This window comes from Fusibacter sp. QWL-12 (assembly GCF_058683495.1).
Genome location: NZ_CM178745.1, coordinates 3228501 through 3248633, shown reverse-complemented (window position 1 = coordinate 3248633; position 20133 = coordinate 3228501). Strand labels below are relative to the sequence as shown.

Genomic DNA, 20133 nt, shown 5'->3' with positions numbered 1-20133 from the left:
TTTACCTCCTAGTTACTATAGAATTCGAGCGTATTCATTACAGAGTGGATGCAACACAGGTACATCCTCTTCAACCGTTGAAAATCGACTGACATCTTCTGCATTATAATTGTCCGTTAAATCATCGTTAATCGATGAAACCTCACCACAAATCAATGGCCCATAGCCTTCTTTCGCCCAAAATAGATGATACATATAAGGTCTCAAAGTAATACTACATCCCGGTGGAATTAAGAGTTCTTCCCCTGCTTTTAGCGTTACTTTTACAGCATCTAGATCTACCGTTACATCCGTATCATAGTCAACGTCACCATTAGACAATGTGTTGTAGAGTTTTATGGCTAACATACCCCCTGCGCGATTGATGATATCTTCAGTCTTACTGGCATGGTGATGAATCGGGAGTCTTTGTCCCTCTTTAAGTATGATCAGCTTTTCAGCATACGGCGTTCCTATTGTGCTATCGGTTAGAGAACCGTTTCTAAGCGTAAAAAGTACAGCACCTAACTGATCAAATTGGTCTTTACCATAGTCTGTAATATCCCATCCAAGCATGACTTGCTTTATCGTATCTGCTTTCGCCTTGTTTTCTTGCCAATCGTCCATCGTCCAATAGCCAAATGGGGGTAGCTTAACTTGATGCCTTTCTAACAACTCTTTTGCCCAATTTATCGATTGATTAATCTCTGATCTTCTCATAATTTTCTCCTTTATAATAGAATCTACAACTTTTTTTATCACATAACTCATTCCATCATATTTTTTATAACAACACCTAATTTATATTCACACCTAATCAATATTCACACCTAATTAATAATGTAAATAAATTGCTAAATTCCTCATCCGTCTATTCTCAGTTTGTACGTCATTAAATTTAAAGGGATTTCATCAATGTTCAATGCTTCCGTTACATAGAAGCTCGGTGGATTATCGCTTTCAATCAAACAAACCTCAGTATGTGCAAACTTCGGATTCATCGTAAAAAAGCTGTATTCTGGATGGTTTTTAGGTAGTATCACCGCAGTAAAATCAGCTTCTGACAAACTTTTAGTCTCAATTTTTTGATTCATAACTGCTGCTTCATCATTTGCTACGATCAATACGAGTGCTTCTGATTCATGATGATCTATAATTAAAAACTCCTCTCGGTCGTTATGATAAACGAATTTTGTCGGTATGTGATTATTCGTAGTGACAGCAATCAGTTTATGCGCACCAAACTTCTCATCAGAGTGATAAATTTCTTTATACGCTGAATCACCTTTGTTAACCTTAATTCTATCTCTAGTTGGCTTAAGTCGTCTGATAACACCTCTTTTTTCAAGCATTTGAAATAAAATTTCGTTTGCTTCTATAGGCTTTAAATGAAGAATCAAAATATAACCTCCTTACTTAGTAACATTATGTAAGTATCTTTTCTTATAGTATCACGCTCTATTAAATTGTTCAATATTTCTTCAAAACTTCTGAAAATAATTTTCTCCTAATTGTTCATCAAACAAAGTATAAAGAAAACCCCAATTGAATCGCATTTAGCATGCCTTCAATTAGGGTTTAATTTAAGATAATTTATTAATCACTAACATTAACTGTATCACTAATATTAACTGTATCACTAAGGCTATTTTAAAGTAGATTTAAACTAGCGTGATGGTAAATACAGATCCAACCTCAACCTGACTTTCAACAGAAATGGTACCGTTCATAAGTCCAATCAAGCGTTTTACAATTGCGAGTCCAATTCCATTGCCAGCAATTTGATGGCTTTGATCAACCTGATAAAACTTCTCAAAAATGTGATTTTGCGCTTCCGCGCTCATACCACAGCCTTCATCTTTAACTTTAATGATAACTTCATTCTTTTCATTTCGATGTAGGTCAATCTCTATCTGTCCACCATTGTAAGAAAACTTGATCGCATTTTCAATGATGTTTAAAAGTACTTGTTGTACGAGATCCTCGTTCCCTTCCATCAGAGTATCTGGTAGATTCAAAGAAAACACAAGGGATTTGGCAGTCCACTTTGGTTCTAATAACAAAATGGTCTTACGTATTTGTTCATCGATCCGATATTGCGTTTTCTCACCGACGATTTCCATATGCTCATACTTGGATAAATTCAATATTTGAGTGGATAATTGTGTCAATCGTTCTGATTCAGAAATAATAATATCGAGATACTCTTCGCGTTCGGTGTCTGTGAGATCCCCTGACTTTAAAATCTTAGCAAATCCCTTTATGGAAACGATAGGTGTTTTAAACTCATGGGAGAAATTATTGATGAAATCTCTTCTCAAGGTTTCTGTACTGCTCAGCTCCTCGGTCATTTTATTGAACGAGTTAGAGAGCTCCTCAAGCTCGTCGATACCACCAATATCTACTTTAACATCAAAATCACCAGACGCGACTTGATGCGTTGCAGCAATTACTTTTCTAATGGGTCTTAACAGTTTTCTGCTGAAAAAACCTGAAATTGCAGTTCCAATAAAGGTACAAAAAATAAAGTTTGATAGTAAGAACCGTGTTGGTATGTTAAGAGGTGCATCTGAAGAGCTATTTCTGATATCTGATAATGAGATATAACCCAATTTATGAAGTAAGATCACGACAAACATCAAAATCATAAATGTTCCCAATAAGACGAAAAAAACGAACAACACCAGCGACACAGTTAAACTCATTTTCTTCTTTAAATATTTGATCATAAGTGTCTCACCGCCTTATACCCTAGTCCTCTTACTGTGACGATTTCAAAATCCGCGCAGCCTCTAAACCGATCTCTCAATCGATTGATGTGTACATTTAAAGTATGGTCATCGGTATCGGATTCAAGCCCCCAGATTTCATCCATAAGCTGTAATCTTGTGAAGATTTGATTGGGATTTGCCAATAACTTAAATAGGAGATAAAACTCCTTTTGTGGCAATTGAATCAATTCCTCACCGATTCTAACACTGAGTGCATTATAATCAAGTGTCACTTCTCCAAACGATAGCTTTTGATCATTGACGATCTGTGCCCTTCTGAGAAGCGCCCGAATTCTTAAAATCAGTTCTTGCTCATCAAACGGCTTTGTCAAATAATCGTCTGTCCCAACTAAAAACCCAAGTCTTTTATCCAATGGCTCTTGCTTTGCGGTCAACATGAGGATGGGCAATAATGGCCAACCCACTCTGAGTTCACGCGTTAACTCTAAGCCATCAAGATTGGGCATCATAACATCGGTCACAACTAAGTCTATATGTGCATGTGCCATTATATCTAAAGCCGCAAGGCCATCTTCTGCCGAGACAACTTCGAAACCTTCTTGCTTTAAGACCGCACTTATTAATTTTCTCGTGTTACTGTCATCTTCAACTACCAATATTCTAAACACTTTTTACTCCTTTCAGTTTCAAGGAACACTTTATTACATTATAACGCTTGTCCATTTAAGTGGATATGACTATTTTAAGTCTTAATTATCAACTGAATATCAACAAATTTTAAGGATTAGTTTATTTTGAGTTGATGTTTCTTTTATATACTGAGAGTACTTAAGGAGGATTACATGATTAAACTTCAACTCAAACATATAAGAAAAACTTATAAAAGCGGTGAAACCGTTGTGGCTTTAAAGGACTTATCCATTGGCTTTAGAGCTCAAGAATTTGTCGCAATCCTTGGACCATCAGGATGTGGTAAAACAACATTACTAAACCTTATTGGTGGATTAGATCAATACGATCAAGGCGACCTCATTATCAATGGCATCTCAACCAAATTATTCAAGCAAAGTGACTGGGATGCTTACAGAAATCGATCGATAGGATTTGTTTTCCAAAGCTACAATCTAATAGGTCATCAAAGTGTTCTACAAAACGTCGAGATCGCCATGACGCTATCTGGTGTATCAAAATCAGAAAGAAAGAAACGCGCTACCAAAGCGCTTCAAGATGTGGGTTTGGGTGATCAACTACACAAAAAACCGAATCAGCTCTCAGGTGGTCAAATGCAAAGGGTTGCTATAGCAAGAGCACTCGTAAATAATCCAGATATCATTTTGGCAGATGAACCAACCGGTGCACTTGATAGCCATACCAGCGTTCAGATTATGGATATCCTAAAGGAAATCGCTAAAGAAAAACTGGTAATTATGGTGACGCATAATGCTGAACTTGCTGATGCGTACTCTGATAGAGTTGTTAAACTATTGGATGGTGCATTATTAGATGACTCTAAACCGATAACCTCTGCTGAAGCACCCATCGAAATCATCAGTGAAAATAAAAAAAGTGCATTCAAGAAGACGTCTATGTCACTGGGTACTGCTTTATCTCTTTCACTAAAAAATCTGTTAACCAAGCGTGGTAGAACAATTATCACATCGTTTGCTGGTAGCATTGGCATCATAGGGGTTGCACTTGTTTTAGCGCTTTCCTCTGGTCTTTCATCCTATATAGACTCAATGCAGTCCGATACCTTATCAGGTTTTCCAATAACAGTAACCTCTGGAATGCAGCGCGTTGATTTTACAGAAAGACCAGGATTTAATAACGACACCTCTGATCAAGCCCAGTATACAGAGTATCCAGATACAAACGAGGTTTATGTCTATGATCGAGAAAAGAACACGACGTTACATGAAAATAGGATCACGAGCGAATACGTTGCCTATGTTGAAGGGCTCAAAACTGAGCTTCCTGAAGCAGTCAATGCGATCAACTACACGTATGCGATATCGAGCAATGTACTAGCAAAAGCTGACGAAGCAGTTGTTAAATTTGAGACTTCGGGAAAAACATCAGCAATGGCAACTTTAAATGGTAATACAGGATTTTGGCAGGAACTACCTGATAGTGAAGATTTCGTACTTTCACTTTACGACCTTCTAGGTGATAGTAGCCGCTTGCCTCAAAACGAAAATGAAGTGGTGCTCGTAGTGGATGCCTATAACCGCATCGATAGTAGCTTCTTTAGTCAGTTGGGTTTAAATCCCGATGAAAGTTCTTTTAGCTTCGATTCTTTGATTGGTCAGTCCATTTTAAAAGTAATTCCAAATGACCTTTATTACACTGAATCAGATGGACTCTTTACTGGTGCGACACCACTTGATTATGAACAGCTTTATGATGATGAGGGTTCCATTTCACTTACGATTGTTGGCATCCTACGTCCTAAAGATGACACTGGGTTTTTATCTTCAGGAATTGCCTACACACATGATCTAACCAACTTGTTATTATTGGATTCACAAAATAGCGAGATTGCAAAAGCACAGGAATCATCAGATTATAATGTCCTTTTAGGTACTGAGTTCAACGAACAGCAAACTAAAGAATTAATGCTACTTGCTCTTGGTGCAGATACTACCCCATATGGCATCAATATATATCCAACAGATTATGATAGCAAAGAATTGATTAAGGCGTACCTCGAAGACTACAACTCAAATCTACCAACTGAAGATCAGATTCTTTATTCCGATCTTGCAGAGACCATAACCGATATGACGGGAACTTTATTAGATACCATAACCTATGTTCTTGTTGGTTTTGCAGCAATTTCACTTGTGGTTTCAACCATTATGATCAGTATCATCACTTATGTTTCCGTGATTGAACGCACCAAGGAAATTGGTATCTTGCGTGCAGTAGGTGCAAGGAAGAAGGATATCTCACGTGTATTCAATGCAGAAACCATTATTATCGGTTTTACTGCTGGCGTTATAGGCGTTGGGCTTTCGTTCCTACTGACATTACCAATCAATCGAATTATCTCTAGATTAGTGGACATCGATACTATTGCGACATTATTACCACAGCATGCCATTATTCTTATCATCGGAAGCATGATTCTCACATTAATCGCTGGTCTTATTCCAGCAAAAATGGCAGCAAATAAAGATCCTGTCGTCGCACTTAGAACTGAATAATACGGCGTTGACCGATTAACTTTTTCGCAATCAAACTAAAAACTTAATGAATGAACTAAGATAAAATGATATAAGATAAGATAACTTATTTTAGTATCAAAAAGCAAAGAGCCTGTGTTTTCACAGGCTCTTTGCTTCTGATAAGGAGCTATATATTGGGTTAACTAGTAAACTAGAAGATGATTAAACCAAGTGCAATTACGACTCCTGCATAAATTAAATCGATTAGACAAAAGCCCATAATGTCTCTTGCACCAAGATTGGCAATACCAAGCGCTGGTAACGCCCAGAATGGTTGGATCATATTTGTCCATGCATCGCCCCAAGCGATTGCCATTGCGGTTTTAGCAGTACTAACACCAAGCTCGACACTTGCTGGCATCATGATAGGACCTTGAACCGCCCATTGTCCACCACCTGAAGGAACAAAGAAGTTAACGATCCCTGCACTTAAGAATGTAAATAATGGGAAAGTCGTTTGGTTTGAAATATTTACAAACGCTTGAGAAATTACACCTGCAAGTGAATTTCCTGAAGCCATACTAACACCTGTCATCATTCCCATGATACCTGCATAGAATGGAAATTGAAGTATAATACCAGCAGTTCCCTTAGCGGCTGCAGTTACAGCGTCTAAGAACTTTCTAGGCGTTTTGTGTAAAATAATCCCTAAGAATAAGAAGATAAAGTTTACGATGTTAAGGTTGAGTTCAAACCCTGCTGTGTAGAAGTAATAAACGATATAAACTAAGCCCATTACACCAATTAGCATAGAAAGAATCATGCTATTTTCCATTTTATCTGCAAATGTATCGCCGTGTTTGATCGCTTCACCTTTTACTTCATCATCTTCAAGTAATTTAGGATCTACGACGATAACATCTTCTTTATTTGGATGCATCGCTCTATTCACAAGTGGTAAAGTAAATAAAATAACAGCTACGATAATTAAGTTCCAACTTGAGAAGATCGTTTGTGAAGTACTGATTGGATCAACAACCGCTCCTGAAGTTGCTTTTGATAAAGCCTCTCCACCTGAAGCCATTTGTAAAGGAATTGATCCAGAGATACCTGCATGCCATACTAAGAAGCCAGAGTAAGCAGAAGCTATTAGTAGTCTGTAATCCACACCTTTTACAGTTTTAGCCAATTGCTTTGCATATAATGCACCAACAACTAAGCCAAATCCCCAGTTAATCCAACAAGCAATCGTTGACACAAATGTAACTGCTACGATGGCTTGTAAAGGGGTTTTACAAGGTTTTGCTAACTTTTCAAGTAACTTTTTAACGATTGGCGTACTTGCTAATGTATGTCCTGTTACAAGTACCAATGCCATTTGCATAGAGAAAGACAATAATCCCCAAAATCCACCTGCCCAGTTTTTTACCATCTCGAGTGGACCTGCTGCAGTTGTTATCATACCAGCTACAAATACAATTAGTGTTAAGATAACTGCAAAGAGAAATGGATCTGGCAGATAATTCTGCACGAGCTTGACACAAGCTCTCGTTACTTTTTTAAACATAATTCCCTCCTAAAATAAATATGATTGCTTTATGAAATCAGCATTGCTGAAATCAACCATATGGTTACCCCTAACCCATCTAATCATAAAGCAATTTATATGCCAAAGATCGATTTCATATCATTTATCAGTTGTGTTTTTCAAATTAAAATTACTAATTTGAGCTAATCAACAAACTTTTACAACCAATTTAATCCTACAAAATGGACTAAAATAGTATTAACCTCCTCTAATTTGAAAGAATTTGATCTAGACGACTCAAAACTGTATAACTATAAATACAAGATTATAAATATATATTTCAAAATTATCTGAACGCCAGTATTTCTTTAATTTGTAAACATTTAATTACACTAATTAACTCTAACTGGCTTATTTTTATGCATCTGTATCCATTTTGATACATTATAATTCTTATATGTGTATATTTTTGTTTACGCTCATTTTTATAAACCATTCCTCTGTAATCAAATGATTACAGTCTATCAACCTAAAATCTTAAATATACTATTCACAAAATTGCAACCTGACGATATAATAAAGTTATAGCATATTTTATTACATTAAAACGGTGTTTTAAATAATATATTATTCCGTATTTGGCAAAAAAATCACCTTAATCACACTAAGTTCTATCTGTTACACACACGAGACAATCTTGGAGGTTTCTATGAAACATTTTGGATATTCAGTATTTCCATCAACTTGGCTTGAAAATAAATCTCGTCTAGAATCTGAATTTATTGAAGGCAGCATGATTTTTACTTCGCTTCATATCGCAGAAGAATTTTCTTCGGATTATGTGGCAAATTGTGTCGACATGCTAAAAACGTGTAAATCAATAGGTTACAAAATACTAGCAGATGTATCACCAAGAACGTTAGGCCAGTTTGGTTATAATACACTTTTAGAACTTCGAGAGGGACTGGAGATCGATGTCTTAAGAATCGATTATGGTTTTTCACTTGAAGCAGTGGTAAAGGCAGCACATGAGATGCCCATCTGTATCAATGCCTCTACGGTCGATCAAGAATGGATTGATGCTTTATCCCAAAATGCACATACGGTTTATGCACTTCACAACTATTACCCGCGACCTGAAACTGGGCTTGATACAGAGCAGTTTTTCGAACGCAATTCAAATCTTAAAGCAGCTGGAATAACTGTAATGGCATTTATCGCTGGTGATTTATCATTAAGAGGCCCTATTCATGAAGGCTTACCGACCTTAGAGCATCATAGGACTGTACCACCTTACGTGGCTTATACAGAGCTTTCAGAAATCTATGGTTTGGATTGGATCATCGTCGGCGACGGTTTTATAAGCGATCATCAGGTTCACTGGATTAGACAGGCGATTGAGTCAGGTTATTATTACCTCCCCTCTGATTATGAGCATACTGCTCACACTGCGAAACGCTTTAGTCCAATCTATACCATCCGACCTGATTCACCGAAAACATTGATGCGCCTTCAAGAATCACGCGAATACGCCACACAGGGTGAAAGGATAGAACCTAGAAACTGCGTTGAAAGAACTAAGGGCAGCATTACTATAGATAACGTTCATTACCTTCGATATTCAGGAGAAATACAAATAACGAGGGCAGACTTTCCGTCAGACCCTCGCGTCAATGTTATCGGTACTATTATACCCGAATATTATAAAGTTCTTAAAGCCCTTCCAAATGGCTCAAAAATTAAAATTGGTCCACTCGAATAATCATACTCACTGGTGAAAGTCCTGCTTTCATCAGTGTTTTTTATTTAGCCTGAATATTTTTATTATAGCTAAATACCTCTAGATGATGCAATGCACGAGTGAAGGCTGTATATAACACAAGAGACTTCTCACCAGACGAAATTTGATTGTTATAATCCACGACGAACACTGCATCAAATTCAAGCCCCTTGGCGAGATACGTTGGTAGGACATTGATTTGATTGATATTGAGAAGGCTATCACTTGTGATATGATGCGTTTTAATATCCGACTTTAAGCATGCATGAATTTGCTCTGCCTCGGCTTCAGTTTTGGTCAATATGCCGATGGAATGATAGTGCTTGTCGCGAATCGCAGTCACTTTAGATTTCAACGTACTTACCATAGCCTCAAAAGAATCTTCTATATAAACCTTCGGTGCTTCTCCCCGTCTACCGATGGCGTTATCTAGTGGCGCACCAGGTAAGTAAGCGTTTGCAAAATCCGTGATTTCCTTGGTTGAACGATACGTCTTCTCAAGCGTCATCACCGTATGACTCCCGCCGGTTAAAACTGGACCAAAGCTCGCCAGCTTTCTGTAGCCGTGATGCGCATTGATGGACTGATTGGCATCCCCTAAAAGTGTCATTTTTGCGTTTGGGTAAAGGACGTGCAACAGCTTTACCTGTAGTGTGCTGTAATCCTGCGCCTCATCCACTACCAGATATTTAATCTCCGTCTCTGGCTCGACCTCTCCCATCAACAGTTTGAAATACAAAAGCGCTATTTGATCCTCATAAAAGTAAAAGTGATGATTGATGGTCAATGAGAGCATATTTGAGTTTTCAACGGTTGTCAGTGACTTAAGAAAAGTCAAATACGCCTGTTCACTGTTTAAGTGTAGCATACGGTTAACGAACTGATAAAAATTACTCTTTTCATTATTAAGCTGCTGACGGACTGCTTTACTGAGCGCAAGCTTATCGGGATATTTTTTCTTCAGTTCCTGTTTTAACTGTTGTGATCGCTTTTCTAAAAACGGCTCAAGAAGGAAATCAATTCTGCCTCTCACCCCTTTTAAACGTTTGAGTATCGGCTGGCCATAATGTCTTTCATCAAAAAACGCGCGCATCTCAGCTTCTGTAATGACGGTTTGTCCAGCGAATTTAATCGTTTTGAATTTTATCGCCTCAGTGCTAATTCGGTTCACATAGCTTTCCAGTGCAGCCAGAAATTCATCTGATGTCTTAAGTGCCAAGCTTTGGTTGCGAAGTGGATCGACAGAACCCTCGTAAAGCACCTTTAGACTGTGCTTGTAAGCTTCCTTCCCCTTGCCACTCTTAAGGGTGTCCTCGAGCAGTGTGGCGTAGGTCATCTGCTTGACATTGTCTTCACCAAGCTCAGGTAATACTGCAGAAATGTAGTCCCCAAACTGTGAGTTAGGCGAGAAAATAACGATCTGATCTGACTTGACGCGGTCGCTGTATTTATATAATAGATACGCGATTCGGTGCAGCGCTACTGAAGTCTTGCCGCTTCCTGCAGCGCCTTGAACGATCAAGTGTCTGTATACCTCATCTCTAATAATCCTGTTTTGCTCTCTTTGAATAGAGGTAACGATGACCTTCATCTTGTCGTTGGTGTTTTGACTGAGCGCTTCCTGTAATAGATCATCTTCTATATTAATAGAGCTGTCAAAAAAATAATTGAGCTTTCCTGAATCGATTTTATACTGTCTTTTAAGCTGTATTTCACCATTTACCCAACCATCAGGGCATAGATACTGTGCATCACCAAGCTCGAAGTCATAATAGAGGCTTGCTATGGGTGCACGCCAATCGTAGATGAGGAAATCTGAATCCGCATCGATAAGATTGAAAAGACCAATGTAGCATTTTTCAAGAGAATAGCCTTTCTCTTTAAAATCAAAGCGTGCAAAATAAGGTCTAGCTTTCATCGCATCATGCTGATCGAGCCATCTTTGTGTCACTGCTTGTCGGTTGGCATTGGTATTAAGGGTCTGAATCTGACTCATAAACTCGGTGATTTGATCGAGCCCATTTTCAATAGAAACTGACCCGACAGAGTCCCACAGTTCTCTTCTGGTTTCCAAATCAATCTCTTTAAAACGTTCTTTAAGCTTCATCGCCTCGTCGTATTGACGCTCAACTTCATCTAAGACACGTGTTAAATATTGATTTTCTAATTGATAAGTTTCTGAGTTCTTATTCATTGTTGCCTCCTAAAAACTGTCTGAAGGTATTGACTTAAATTCAACGGCATGATATAATAAAATTGGATAATAATACAAACGTTGAAATTTCAAGTGTTGACATATCATTTTATCATGATAAAATGGTTTTGGTCAATTTTTTTTTGCACTTTTTATGAACCATACATACCCTAAACCGAAAAAGACATGCATTATGGAGGTCAACTTTTGGAAACAACATTCGATTGTGTCGCTTGCATGGCAAAGCAAGCTGTAAAAATTGCTGAAGAATTTGGTGGTCCCTATGAAACAAACGAAAAAATCCTACGCGCTTGCCTTCGTGTTTTAAGTGATGCAGATTATAAGACCAGCTCACCTGCCATCAGTTATCTGATGCAGACTGAAGCGAAGAGCATCACTGGGATTTCAGATCCCTATGAGCAACTTAAAATTTATTCAAATGAGATTTCAAGTAAAATAGTTGATCAGATTGAATCAGAGGGATGGATTAAGTCTTCTTCTTTTGAACGAGAAGCTGATGATTTTGATACTGCGTGCCGACTTGCTATTGCAGGAAATATCATCGATTATTCTGCTGGAATCGACGTTAACCACGATACAGTGATGACTTCAGTTAAGAAGAGCATGGCCGCTGAGCTTCATGGCGTAAGCACTAAGGCTTTATTAAAGAAAATTTCTGAAAGTAAGAAAATCATGTACATCCTAGATAATGCTGGCGAGGTATTTTTCGACCGTTTTTTATTAGAGCAGATCGATAAGGAGAAGCTAACTCTTGTGGTTAAGGGCGGCCCTATTGTCAACGATGCAACGCTATTCGATGCTGAGGCAGCAGGTCTACAGCATCTGGTCCATCGCATCATAGATACGGGTCATAACTCACAAGGTGTGATCAAAGCGTATTGCTCTGATGCCTTTTGGGAGGCTTTTAATGCGTCTGATCTCATCATCAGTAAAGGCATGGCAAATTTTGAGACGCTCTATCGTCAAACCGATAAAGATATCTTCTTCTTGTTTAGAGCCAAGTGCGATCGGATTGCTGATGTAATTGGGTGTAAGAAGATGGATTATGTTATTGTTGAGAATAAGTAATACCAATGAATTAAAGCAACTTCCGTTGTTTTAATTCATTGGTATTTTTAATTTCATTATCTCATATTTTATTATCAGCGCTGAAGCTTTTAATCACTTATAAGTTAATACAAGCTTTTAAAGATACTTCAACTAAGCCTCTCATAATATCTTCACGACTCACCCATCTTCTTGAATCCCATTCGACGCCACTTAGGTCATCTCCCCCAAAAAGGATTTGACCAAGTATGACATTTCGAAACTTGGCAACTGCATAAAAAGCCGCTGCTTCCATTTCTACAGTAACACAACCTTCTGAAACGCGTAAGGCAACCTTATCCTCTGTTTCTCTATAAAACGCATCGGTCGTCCACGTCTTTGCTTTTATATATGGAATCTTTTCCCGATCTAACAGCTCTTCAATGGTTTTGAGCGCATGTGGGTTACATGCAATTTCTCTTGATGGTTCGACATAGTGATAAGAAAGCCCTTCATCTCTTACAGCAGATTCCGGTAAAACCAAATGACCGACTTGTATGCCCTTCTGTAAAACCCCAGCCCCGCCACAAACGACAAACTTTTTAAAACCCTTGGCAATTAACTCCTCAAGCAAAGCACCTGAACCTGCTGCGCCTAAAAAGCCTTGTACCAACCCAACTTTTTTGCCATTGTATTCAGTTTCATATACAGGGAGATTGATAGAGGCTGAGTAAAATGTACTGATTTGCGTTAATTTTCCCGCTTCAAGCATCTCTTTTATCATCGGACCAAAAAAAGTAATCACACAATACTCAGGTACATCAATCTCTGATATTAAAGTGGAAGGATTGATTTTGGCATTTGGATTTGGATCAAACTCCAATATTGGATATTCTTTTTTTATATTCATGATTGCTACATTCCCTTTCTAGACATATGTATCATAAGGCCAAATGCCTATCCGTTTAAACTGGGAGGATTTAAAAGGATAGACATTTTCGTCCTTATACTCGTTTGGGTAACTTCTTCTTGTACTTTGACTTTTACTACAACTTTTTCTATCTATTCAATTGGTAAAATTAATGGGGAAATTAACTGTACCTGAATAACCTAATAAACTTGCTTGACGACGTATCCTATTTGATTTAATGCAGATACGATCTCTCTGATGTGTTCATGACCGTTGGTCTCAACGGTTACCTGAAGCTGAACGTGGCTAAAGCGATCAAAATTCATAAACTGGTTATGATCCAGTTTAATAACGTTGGCTTTATAATCCGATAAGATTTGGGAGATATTCAAAAGTTGACCTGGTGTATCCGGTAGATCCACCGAGAAACAGAAAATTCTACCCCGTCTCGTTAAACCTTTATTGATCATTGCTGCAACTGTTACCACGTCGATGTTACCGCCAGATAACACACTGACGACGCGCTTGTGTTTTATTCCAAGCTTTCGAAGTGCTGCAACCGTTAATGCACCAGAGGTTTCAACCACCATTTTGTGCTTTTCAAATAAGGTTAAAAAGCCTTCCATGATATCGTAATCGCTCACGGTAATAATGTCATCCACATAATCTCTCGCCAAATTATAACAGTTCTTACCCACCTTTTTTACCGCGACACCGTCCGCTACAGTTTGTACGATGTCCAGTCTTGCCTCGTCTCCTTTACTCAGTGCAAGCTTCATAGAAGCTGCGCCTTCAGGTTCAACGCCGATGACTCTACAATTGGGTTTTCGATGCTTGATATAAGTTGCGATGCCACTAATTAAGCCACCACCACCCACAGGAACCAATACGATGTCCGCATCAGGGAGCTCCTCTAAAATCTCCATGCCAATCGTTCCTTGTCCTGCGATCACATCTAAATCATCAAATGGATGAATAAAGCACTTTTTCGTTTGATCTGCAAGCTGCATCGCATACTGGCTGCTCTCATCAAACACATCGCCATAAAGTACCACTTCAGCGCCATATGATTTTGTTGCGTTCACTTTTATAAGGGGGGTTGCTACTGGCATGACCACCGTTGCATTAATACCCATTTCCTTAGCTGCAAGTGCTACGCCCTGAGCGTGATTACCTGCCGATGCAGTGATTACGCCCGCTTTTTTTTCAGCTTCAGAAAGCTGACTTAATTTATAAAAAGCGCCTCTTAATTTGAATGCGCCAGTCCTTTGAAAGTTCTCAGGCTTTAGCCAAACATCTAAATCGTGTTGTTCGCTTAAATGATTGCTATAGATCAGAGGCGTTTTGGCAATCACACCCTTCAGCGTTTCTGCTGCAAGTGAAACTTTCTGACTCAAACTTTGTTCAGCACCTTTGAAAGTCGCTGCCGAAGGGTTAAAGTCATGTCCAAACACCTGCCAATTTGAGTGACTCAAATCATTTTCTATTGTAGACATGGTGCCTCCTCTATCATATCTTGAACCCCTTTACCTGGTGGAATAATCGGATAAACGCCTTCATCGATGTTAAAGTCACATTCGATTAATACTGGCCCTTCCGTTTCTTTTATGCCTTTCAGTATGATTTCAAGATCCTTTAAATGTTCTACTCTAAATCCAACAATCCCGTAAGCTTTAGCCAATTTAACAAAGTCTACGGTTTGTTCAGCATCGGTTTCGCTGTATCTGCTATCGCAAAAGAGATGCTGCCACTGTCTCACCATACCGAGTGCATGATTGTTCACGATAATGGTGGTTATCGGTAATTTGTATTTACTAACGGTTTCAAGCTCGTTTAAATTCATCTTAAAGCTACCATCACCGGCAATATGAAGCACGCGTTTTTTTAGTGCAATTGAAGCACCTATTGCTGCCCCTAGTCCAAATCCCATCGTTCCAAGTCCACCTGATGTGATGAACTGTCTTGGCTGATCAAAGCCAAAGAACTGCGCCGTCCACATTTGATGCTGTCCTACTTCAGTAACGACGGTTATGTACTTTGGACTTTCAGTGTGAATCAACTTCAAGGCTTTTTCAGCAATGATTTGATCCTCTTGATCACTTTTTGCTTTCAGTTTTGATGTGTGTGATTCATTAGATTTCTCGTTAGACGGTTTGTTTTGAAGCGCATTCTCTACTATAGAAGCTTGATTTTTCATTGATACTATTTCAAACAATTCAGGCGTCCTTTTAAATTCTTTTGAAGCTTCTATTAAAATGGATAAGGCAGTTTCTAGCTTTTCCTGCCATGGGAAAGTAACCTCTTTATTTTTTCCTAGTTCATTGGCATCCAAATCGATTTGAACAATGGTTGCATTTTGTAGGAAATGCTTCTCGGCACCAACGACGCGATCGCTAAAACGAACTCCTAGTGCGATTACCAGATCTGCTGATTGTAGCTTATGATTGGCATGTGCATGACCGTGCATACCGATTAGGCCTAAAGAAAGTGGATGCGATTGCGGAAAAGCACCACTGCCCATCAATGTATTCGCAACAGGAAACCGCTTTTCAATTGCCCATTCGGTTAGTTTTTCACTGACGCCTGCATGGATAACGCCACCCCCCACGAGTAAAACCGGGGATTTGGCTGTTCTAAAGTAGTCCTTTAGCTGATTCAAAATGGTTTCGTTTTCAGATCGGTTCGATTTTTCGTCATCAAACTCAGCGGTTAAAGCGTTGCTGTTTTCTTTGCTTGCCTTTAGATAATTTTCAAAATCCTCAAGTGGGATTTGTGCGGTCAATAAATCCTTTGGAATATCGATCAAAACAGGACCCGGTCTGCCTTCAAGCGCAATTTTGATGCCTCTTTCTATGGCAGCTGCTATCTCTTCTGTCTTTTTTACCATTTCACAATGCTTCGTGATGGTGATGGTCATCGATGTAATGTCCACTTCTTGAAACGAATCACGTCCAATTAAGGCGCTACTTACCTGACCAGATAGGATTAGGACAGGAGATGAATCCATAAATGCTGTCGCGATTCCCGTTATGGTATTGGTCGCTCCTGGCCCGGAAGTAACGATACAGACGCCAACCTTACCGGTTGCTCTCGCATAGCCGTCCGCGGCATGCACCGCACCTTGTTCGTGACAGGTTCTATAATGCTTTACTTTATCTTTACGTTGATAGATCGCATCGTAAATTGGGATGACTGCGCCCCCCGGAAATCCGAATAAATCCTCAACACCATTCGCTATAAGCGTTTCCAAAACGATATCCGCTCCGGTTATACGCATCCCACTCACTTCCTTTAATTTCCGTATTTTTGTGTGCTTTAATACTATTTTTTACAACTGTCTATTCTTAAATAATGGTTATTACGTAAACTTTATTAAGTACTTCAATAATGATTATTCTATCTATTTATTGAAATCTTAAAAAACAATTATTCATTAAAATGATTGAATTCTTTAATATTAATTTTGTTTTTTTATTTTATAACCGCACCAGCAGATGCAGATGACACCTTACATAGGTATTTTTTTAGATAGCCCTTCACAGGCTTCTCCACTAGCTGAAGTGTTTCTCTTCTCTTGGCTAAAGTGACGTCATCCAGTCTGTGATTTAAGAGACCCGCTTTTATATCGATATCAATCATATCACCCTCTAATAAAAAGCCGATATCACCACCCTCTAACGCCTCTGGTGAAACATGACCAATCGCTGCCCCTCTGGTTGCACCTGAGAAACGACCATCTGTAATGAGTGCCACGCATTCATCAAGCCCCATACCAGAGAGCGCCGAGGTAGGAGTTAGCATCTCTGGCATACCCGGTCCCCCTTTTGGACCTTCATACCTTATTACGACCACATCCCCTTGTACGATTTGACCGTTTAGGATCGCATGTACCGCTTCTGATTCGCTATCAAAGACTCTAGCAGGGCCACTGTGCTGCATCATTTTAGGACTGACAGCAGACTGCTTTACAACAGCGCCATCTTTTGCAAGATTGCCTCTTAAAACCTTGATGCCCCCCTCTGATGCATAAGCATTCTCCAGTGTCCTTAGAACGTTTTGATCACTTGACCAGCTATTGAACGCACATACAGCATCTAACTGCTCTTCTAAAGTTCTTCCCGATACGGTCAGTGCGGAGGTTTCTAGTAATTCGCCTGAGCTTAGCTCTTTAAGCAGTGCACTCATGCCACCCACGCGATCGAGATCCTCGATGTGTGCAGCACCTGCAGGACTGAGGCGACATAGATTCGGTGTCTTACGACTTACTGTATCTATTGTTTCTAGATTGAGTTCAACCCCAGCTTCATGTGCAATTGCCGTGAGGTGTAGTACGGTGTTCGTCGAGCAGCCAAGTGCCATATCGGCAGAAAGTGCATTGTGAAATGCCTGAGGCGTAAGTATATCTGACGGTTTGAGTCCTTCTCTAACCAGTTCGACCGCTCTGTAGCCTGTCTCTTTAGCCAGACGCATTCTTTTCGAATACACAGCTGGTACCGTACCATTACCCGGTAGCGCCATACCAAGCGCCTCTGTCATACAGTTCATGGAGTTTGCTGTGTACATCCCAGAGCAAGAGCCACAGGTTGGACATGCCTCTTCTTCGTACTGTTTGAGCTCAGCCTCTGAGAATTTACCTGCTTTGACACTGCCAACCGCTTCAAAGACGGCACTTAGGTCTACGACCTTGTCTCCGACGCGTCCAGCGAGCATTGGGCCACCACTGATGACTATGGCTGGTAAATCTAGGCGTGCGGCCGCCATTAGCATGGCGGGCACGATCTTATCGCAGTTGGGTACAAGCACCAACCCATCCAGTGCATGTGCCATGGCCATGGTCTCGATACTATCTGCGATCAGCTCGCGGCTGGCGAGGGAATAGCGCATCCCCTCATGATTCATCGCAAGCCCATCACAGACGCCGATGACTGGGAACTCAAATGGAGTCCCGCCCGCCAGACGCACGCCAGATTTGACGGCATCAGCAACCTGCCTAAGATGCGCATGTCCAGGAACGAGCTCACTAAAAGCACTGACCACCCCGATAAAGGGCTGAGACATTTCTCTATCCGTAAGTCCCAACGCCTTTAAGAGCGAACGATGCGGCGCTCTCTCCACACCTTCAGTTAATCTTTGGCTTTTAAACTCAACATTTATTAATTTACTCATCTAACCCACCTTGATTTGGCAACCAAGTCATCATTCCTCTAAGCTGTTTGCCCACATTTACCATAGGGTGTGCCATCTCCTGACGACGCTTAGCGTTAAAGCCTGGTCTACCTGCTTGATTTTCTAAGATCCAGTTCTTTGCAAACTCACCACTTTGGATTTCGCTCAATACCTTTTTCATCTCAGCACGTGTATTTTCATTAACGATACGCTTACCCACACTGTAATCACCATATTCAGCAGTATCACTTACCGAGTAGCGCATGCGCTCAAGACCACCCTCATATAGCAAATCCACGATGAGTTTAAGCTCATGTAAGCATTCAAAATATGCAATTTCTTCTTGATAGCCAGCGGCAACTAATGTATCAAATCCCGCCTTAACCAGCTCAGTTGCACCCCCACAGAGTACAGCTTGTTCGCCGAAAAGATCGGTTTCTGTCTCTTCCTTAAAAGTAGTTTCTAGGATACCTGCTCTCGCAGCGCCGATCCCTTTAGCATAGCCCATAGCAAAGTCACGCGCTTTTCCAGTTGCATCTTGGTACACTGCGAATAATGCGGGTACACCACCACCTTCCGTATAGACACGTCTTACCAAATGGCCAGGACCTTTCGGTGCAACCATAAAAACATCGACGCCCTTTGGTGGAACGATTTGACTGAAGTGGATGTTAAAGCCATGTGCAAAAGCAAGTGCTTGACCATCAACCAAATTAGGTGCAACGTCCTCTTTATAAACCTTTGCTTGCTTTTCATCGGGAAGTAACATCATCACAAGGTCTGATTGTTTAACCGCTTCAGCGACAGTATAAACTTCCAAGCCTTTCGCTTCCGCTCTCTGCCAGCTTTTCGACCCCTCGTATAAACCGACACAGACTTTAACGCCACTTTCCTTTAAGTTGAGGGCATGTGCATGACCTTGACTACCAAAGCCTAACACTGCCACTTTTTTACCTTCAAAAACCCCTAATTCGCATTCGTTTTCATAATACATCTTCGCCATATGAATACCTCTTCTCCTTTTAGTCTTTATATAATTTCCACATTGTGAACGCTGTAGATGCGTCCTAAAACATTGCGTGTGGTTTCAACACTATGTGCTTCTGACCAAAGCACCATCTCTAAGCTAGCAAACTCTTGACTTGAATCCGACTCCAGCAGAATTCGTCTCATTTGGTATCCTTTTCTTTTTAGTAACGCAGTTACGCGCATCATTGCCTCTGGATCAACATCAATTGTCGCCTTTACAATATGCTCCGCCATAGCACCCTCCTTTAATAATTTTTGAAAAAAGTCTTTTTACTATATAAAAAAACCCCTCGACAAAGTATATGCTTTGTCGAGGGGCGAATCATCTTTTCGCGGTACCACCCTGCGTTCAATAAACCTATAGAAGGTTCATTCTCATTAAGGTCTTACGTTTACACGTGTAACCTCGATCGTTTAACGAAGATCAACCCGGCTCAGTCTACTCGGTTCCTTTCGACTTCGCTGCTCTTGAGTGATTATTAAGTATTCGGCTCCTGTCACTTCCCACCATTCGTGACTCTCTTTGAAGAACACTTGAATACGTTTCTCTCAGTCGGCGCATTTCAGTTATTAAAGATGATATTACACACCTTGAAAATAA

15 protein-coding genes are annotated in these 20133 nt (G+C 39.9%); 3 read left to right on the top strand and 12 right to left on the bottom strand.

The features are described 5' to 3' along the window. Nucleotides 1–15 precede the first annotated feature (15 nt). The 4 genes from AC4PID_RS15610 to AC4PID_RS15595 form a co-directional block, all read right to left on the bottom strand. Entirely contained in the window at nucleotides 16–699 is a 684-nt protein-coding gene (locus tag AC4PID_RS15610; protein WP_492132914.1) for a D-lyxose/D-mannose family sugar isomerase, read from the bottom strand. 143 nt (nucleotides 700–842) lie between these two features. After that, nucleotides 843–1379, bottom strand: a complete 537-nt coding sequence (locus AC4PID_RS15605) for a hypothetical protein (RefSeq protein ID WP_492132913.1) — start codon at nucleotides 1377–1379, stop codon at nucleotides 843–845. 261 nt (nucleotides 1380–1640) lie between these two features. Further along, on the bottom strand, nucleotides 1641–2708 hold the full coding sequence (locus AC4PID_RS15600; protein WP_492132912.1) for a sensor histidine kinase: 1068 nt from the start codon (nucleotides 2706–2708) through the stop codon (nucleotides 1641–1643). Beyond that, entirely contained in the window at nucleotides 2705–3379 is a 675-nt protein-coding gene (locus AC4PID_RS15595) for a response regulator transcription factor (RefSeq protein ID WP_492132911.1), read from the bottom strand. The genes AC4PID_RS15600 and AC4PID_RS15595 overlap by 4 nt, the downstream gene beginning before the upstream one ends. Nucleotides 3380–3553: 174 nt before the next feature. Between AC4PID_RS15595 and AC4PID_RS15590 the strand changes: the two genes are divergently transcribed. Then, nucleotides 3554–5917, top strand: coding sequence for an ABC transporter ATP-binding protein/permease (locus tag AC4PID_RS15590; RefSeq protein ID WP_492132910.1), 2364 nt, complete (start codon nucleotides 3554–3556; stop codon nucleotides 5915–5917). Between the two features lie 172 nt (nucleotides 5918–6089). Here the strand turns inward: AC4PID_RS15590 and AC4PID_RS15585 are convergent, their stop codons facing one another. After that, nucleotides 6090–7445, bottom strand: coding sequence for a TIGR00366 family protein (locus AC4PID_RS15585; protein WP_492132909.1), 1356 nt, complete (start codon nucleotides 7443–7445; stop codon nucleotides 6090–6092). A gap of 670 nt (nucleotides 7446–8115) precedes the next feature. Here AC4PID_RS15585 and AC4PID_RS15580 point away from each other — a divergent pair. Then, nucleotides 8116–9168, top strand: a complete 1053-nt coding sequence (locus tag AC4PID_RS15580) for a MupG family TIM beta-alpha barrel fold protein (RefSeq protein ID WP_492132908.1) — start codon at nucleotides 8116–8118, stop codon at nucleotides 9166–9168. Nucleotides 9169–9208: 40 nt separating this feature from the next. On the opposite strand, the gene AC4PID_RS15575 is transcribed toward AC4PID_RS15580, so the two are convergent. Continuing rightward, entirely contained in the window at nucleotides 9209–11380 is a 2172-nt protein-coding gene (locus tag AC4PID_RS15575; protein ID WP_492132907.1) for a HelD family protein, read from the bottom strand. 207 nt (nucleotides 11381–11587) lie between these two features. Here AC4PID_RS15575 and AC4PID_RS15570 point away from each other — a divergent pair, with 207 nt between their 5' ends. Next, nucleotides 11588–12469 (top strand): damage-control phosphatase ARMT1 family protein, encoded by an 882-nt coding sequence (locus AC4PID_RS15570; protein ID WP_492132906.1) that lies wholly within the window; start codon nucleotides 11588–11590, stop codon nucleotides 12467–12469. A gap of 97 nt (nucleotides 12470–12566) precedes the next feature. Here the strand turns inward: AC4PID_RS15570 and AC4PID_RS15565 are convergent, their stop codons facing one another. From AC4PID_RS15565 to AC4PID_RS15540, 6 genes are all read right to left on the bottom strand, one after another. After that, entirely contained in the window at nucleotides 12567–13337 is a 771-nt protein-coding gene (locus AC4PID_RS15565; protein ID WP_492132905.1) for a nucleoside phosphorylase, read from the bottom strand. Nucleotides 13338–13537: 200 nt separating this feature from the next. After that, nucleotides 13538–14833: a threonine ammonia-lyase gene (gene ilvA / locus AC4PID_RS15560; protein ID WP_492132904.1), complete on the bottom strand. Its 1296-nt coding sequence runs from the start codon at nucleotides 14831–14833 to the stop codon at nucleotides 13538–13540. Then, nucleotides 14821–16614, bottom strand: coding sequence for a biosynthetic-type acetolactate synthase large subunit (gene ilvB / locus AC4PID_RS15555; RefSeq protein WP_492132903.1), 1794 nt, complete (start codon nucleotides 16612–16614; stop codon nucleotides 14821–14823). Before ilvB ends, ilvA begins: the two co-directional genes overlap by 13 nt. Nucleotides 16615–16808: 194 nt before the next feature. Then, entirely contained in the window at nucleotides 16809–18503 is a 1695-nt protein-coding gene (gene ilvD / locus AC4PID_RS15550) for a dihydroxy-acid dehydratase (protein ID WP_492132902.1), read from the bottom strand. Then, nucleotides 18496–19506 (bottom strand): ketol-acid reductoisomerase, encoded by a 1011-nt coding sequence (gene ilvC, locus AC4PID_RS15545; RefSeq protein WP_492132901.1) that lies wholly within the window; start codon nucleotides 19504–19506, stop codon nucleotides 18496–18498. Before ilvC ends, ilvD begins: the two co-directional genes overlap by 8 nt. A 26-nt stretch (nucleotides 19507–19532) precedes the next feature. Beyond that, complete coding sequence (locus tag AC4PID_RS15540; protein ID WP_492132900.1) at nucleotides 19533–19766, bottom strand: hypothetical protein; 234 nt, start codon at nucleotides 19764–19766, stop codon at nucleotides 19533–19535. Nucleotides 19767–20133: the final 367 nt, after the last annotated feature.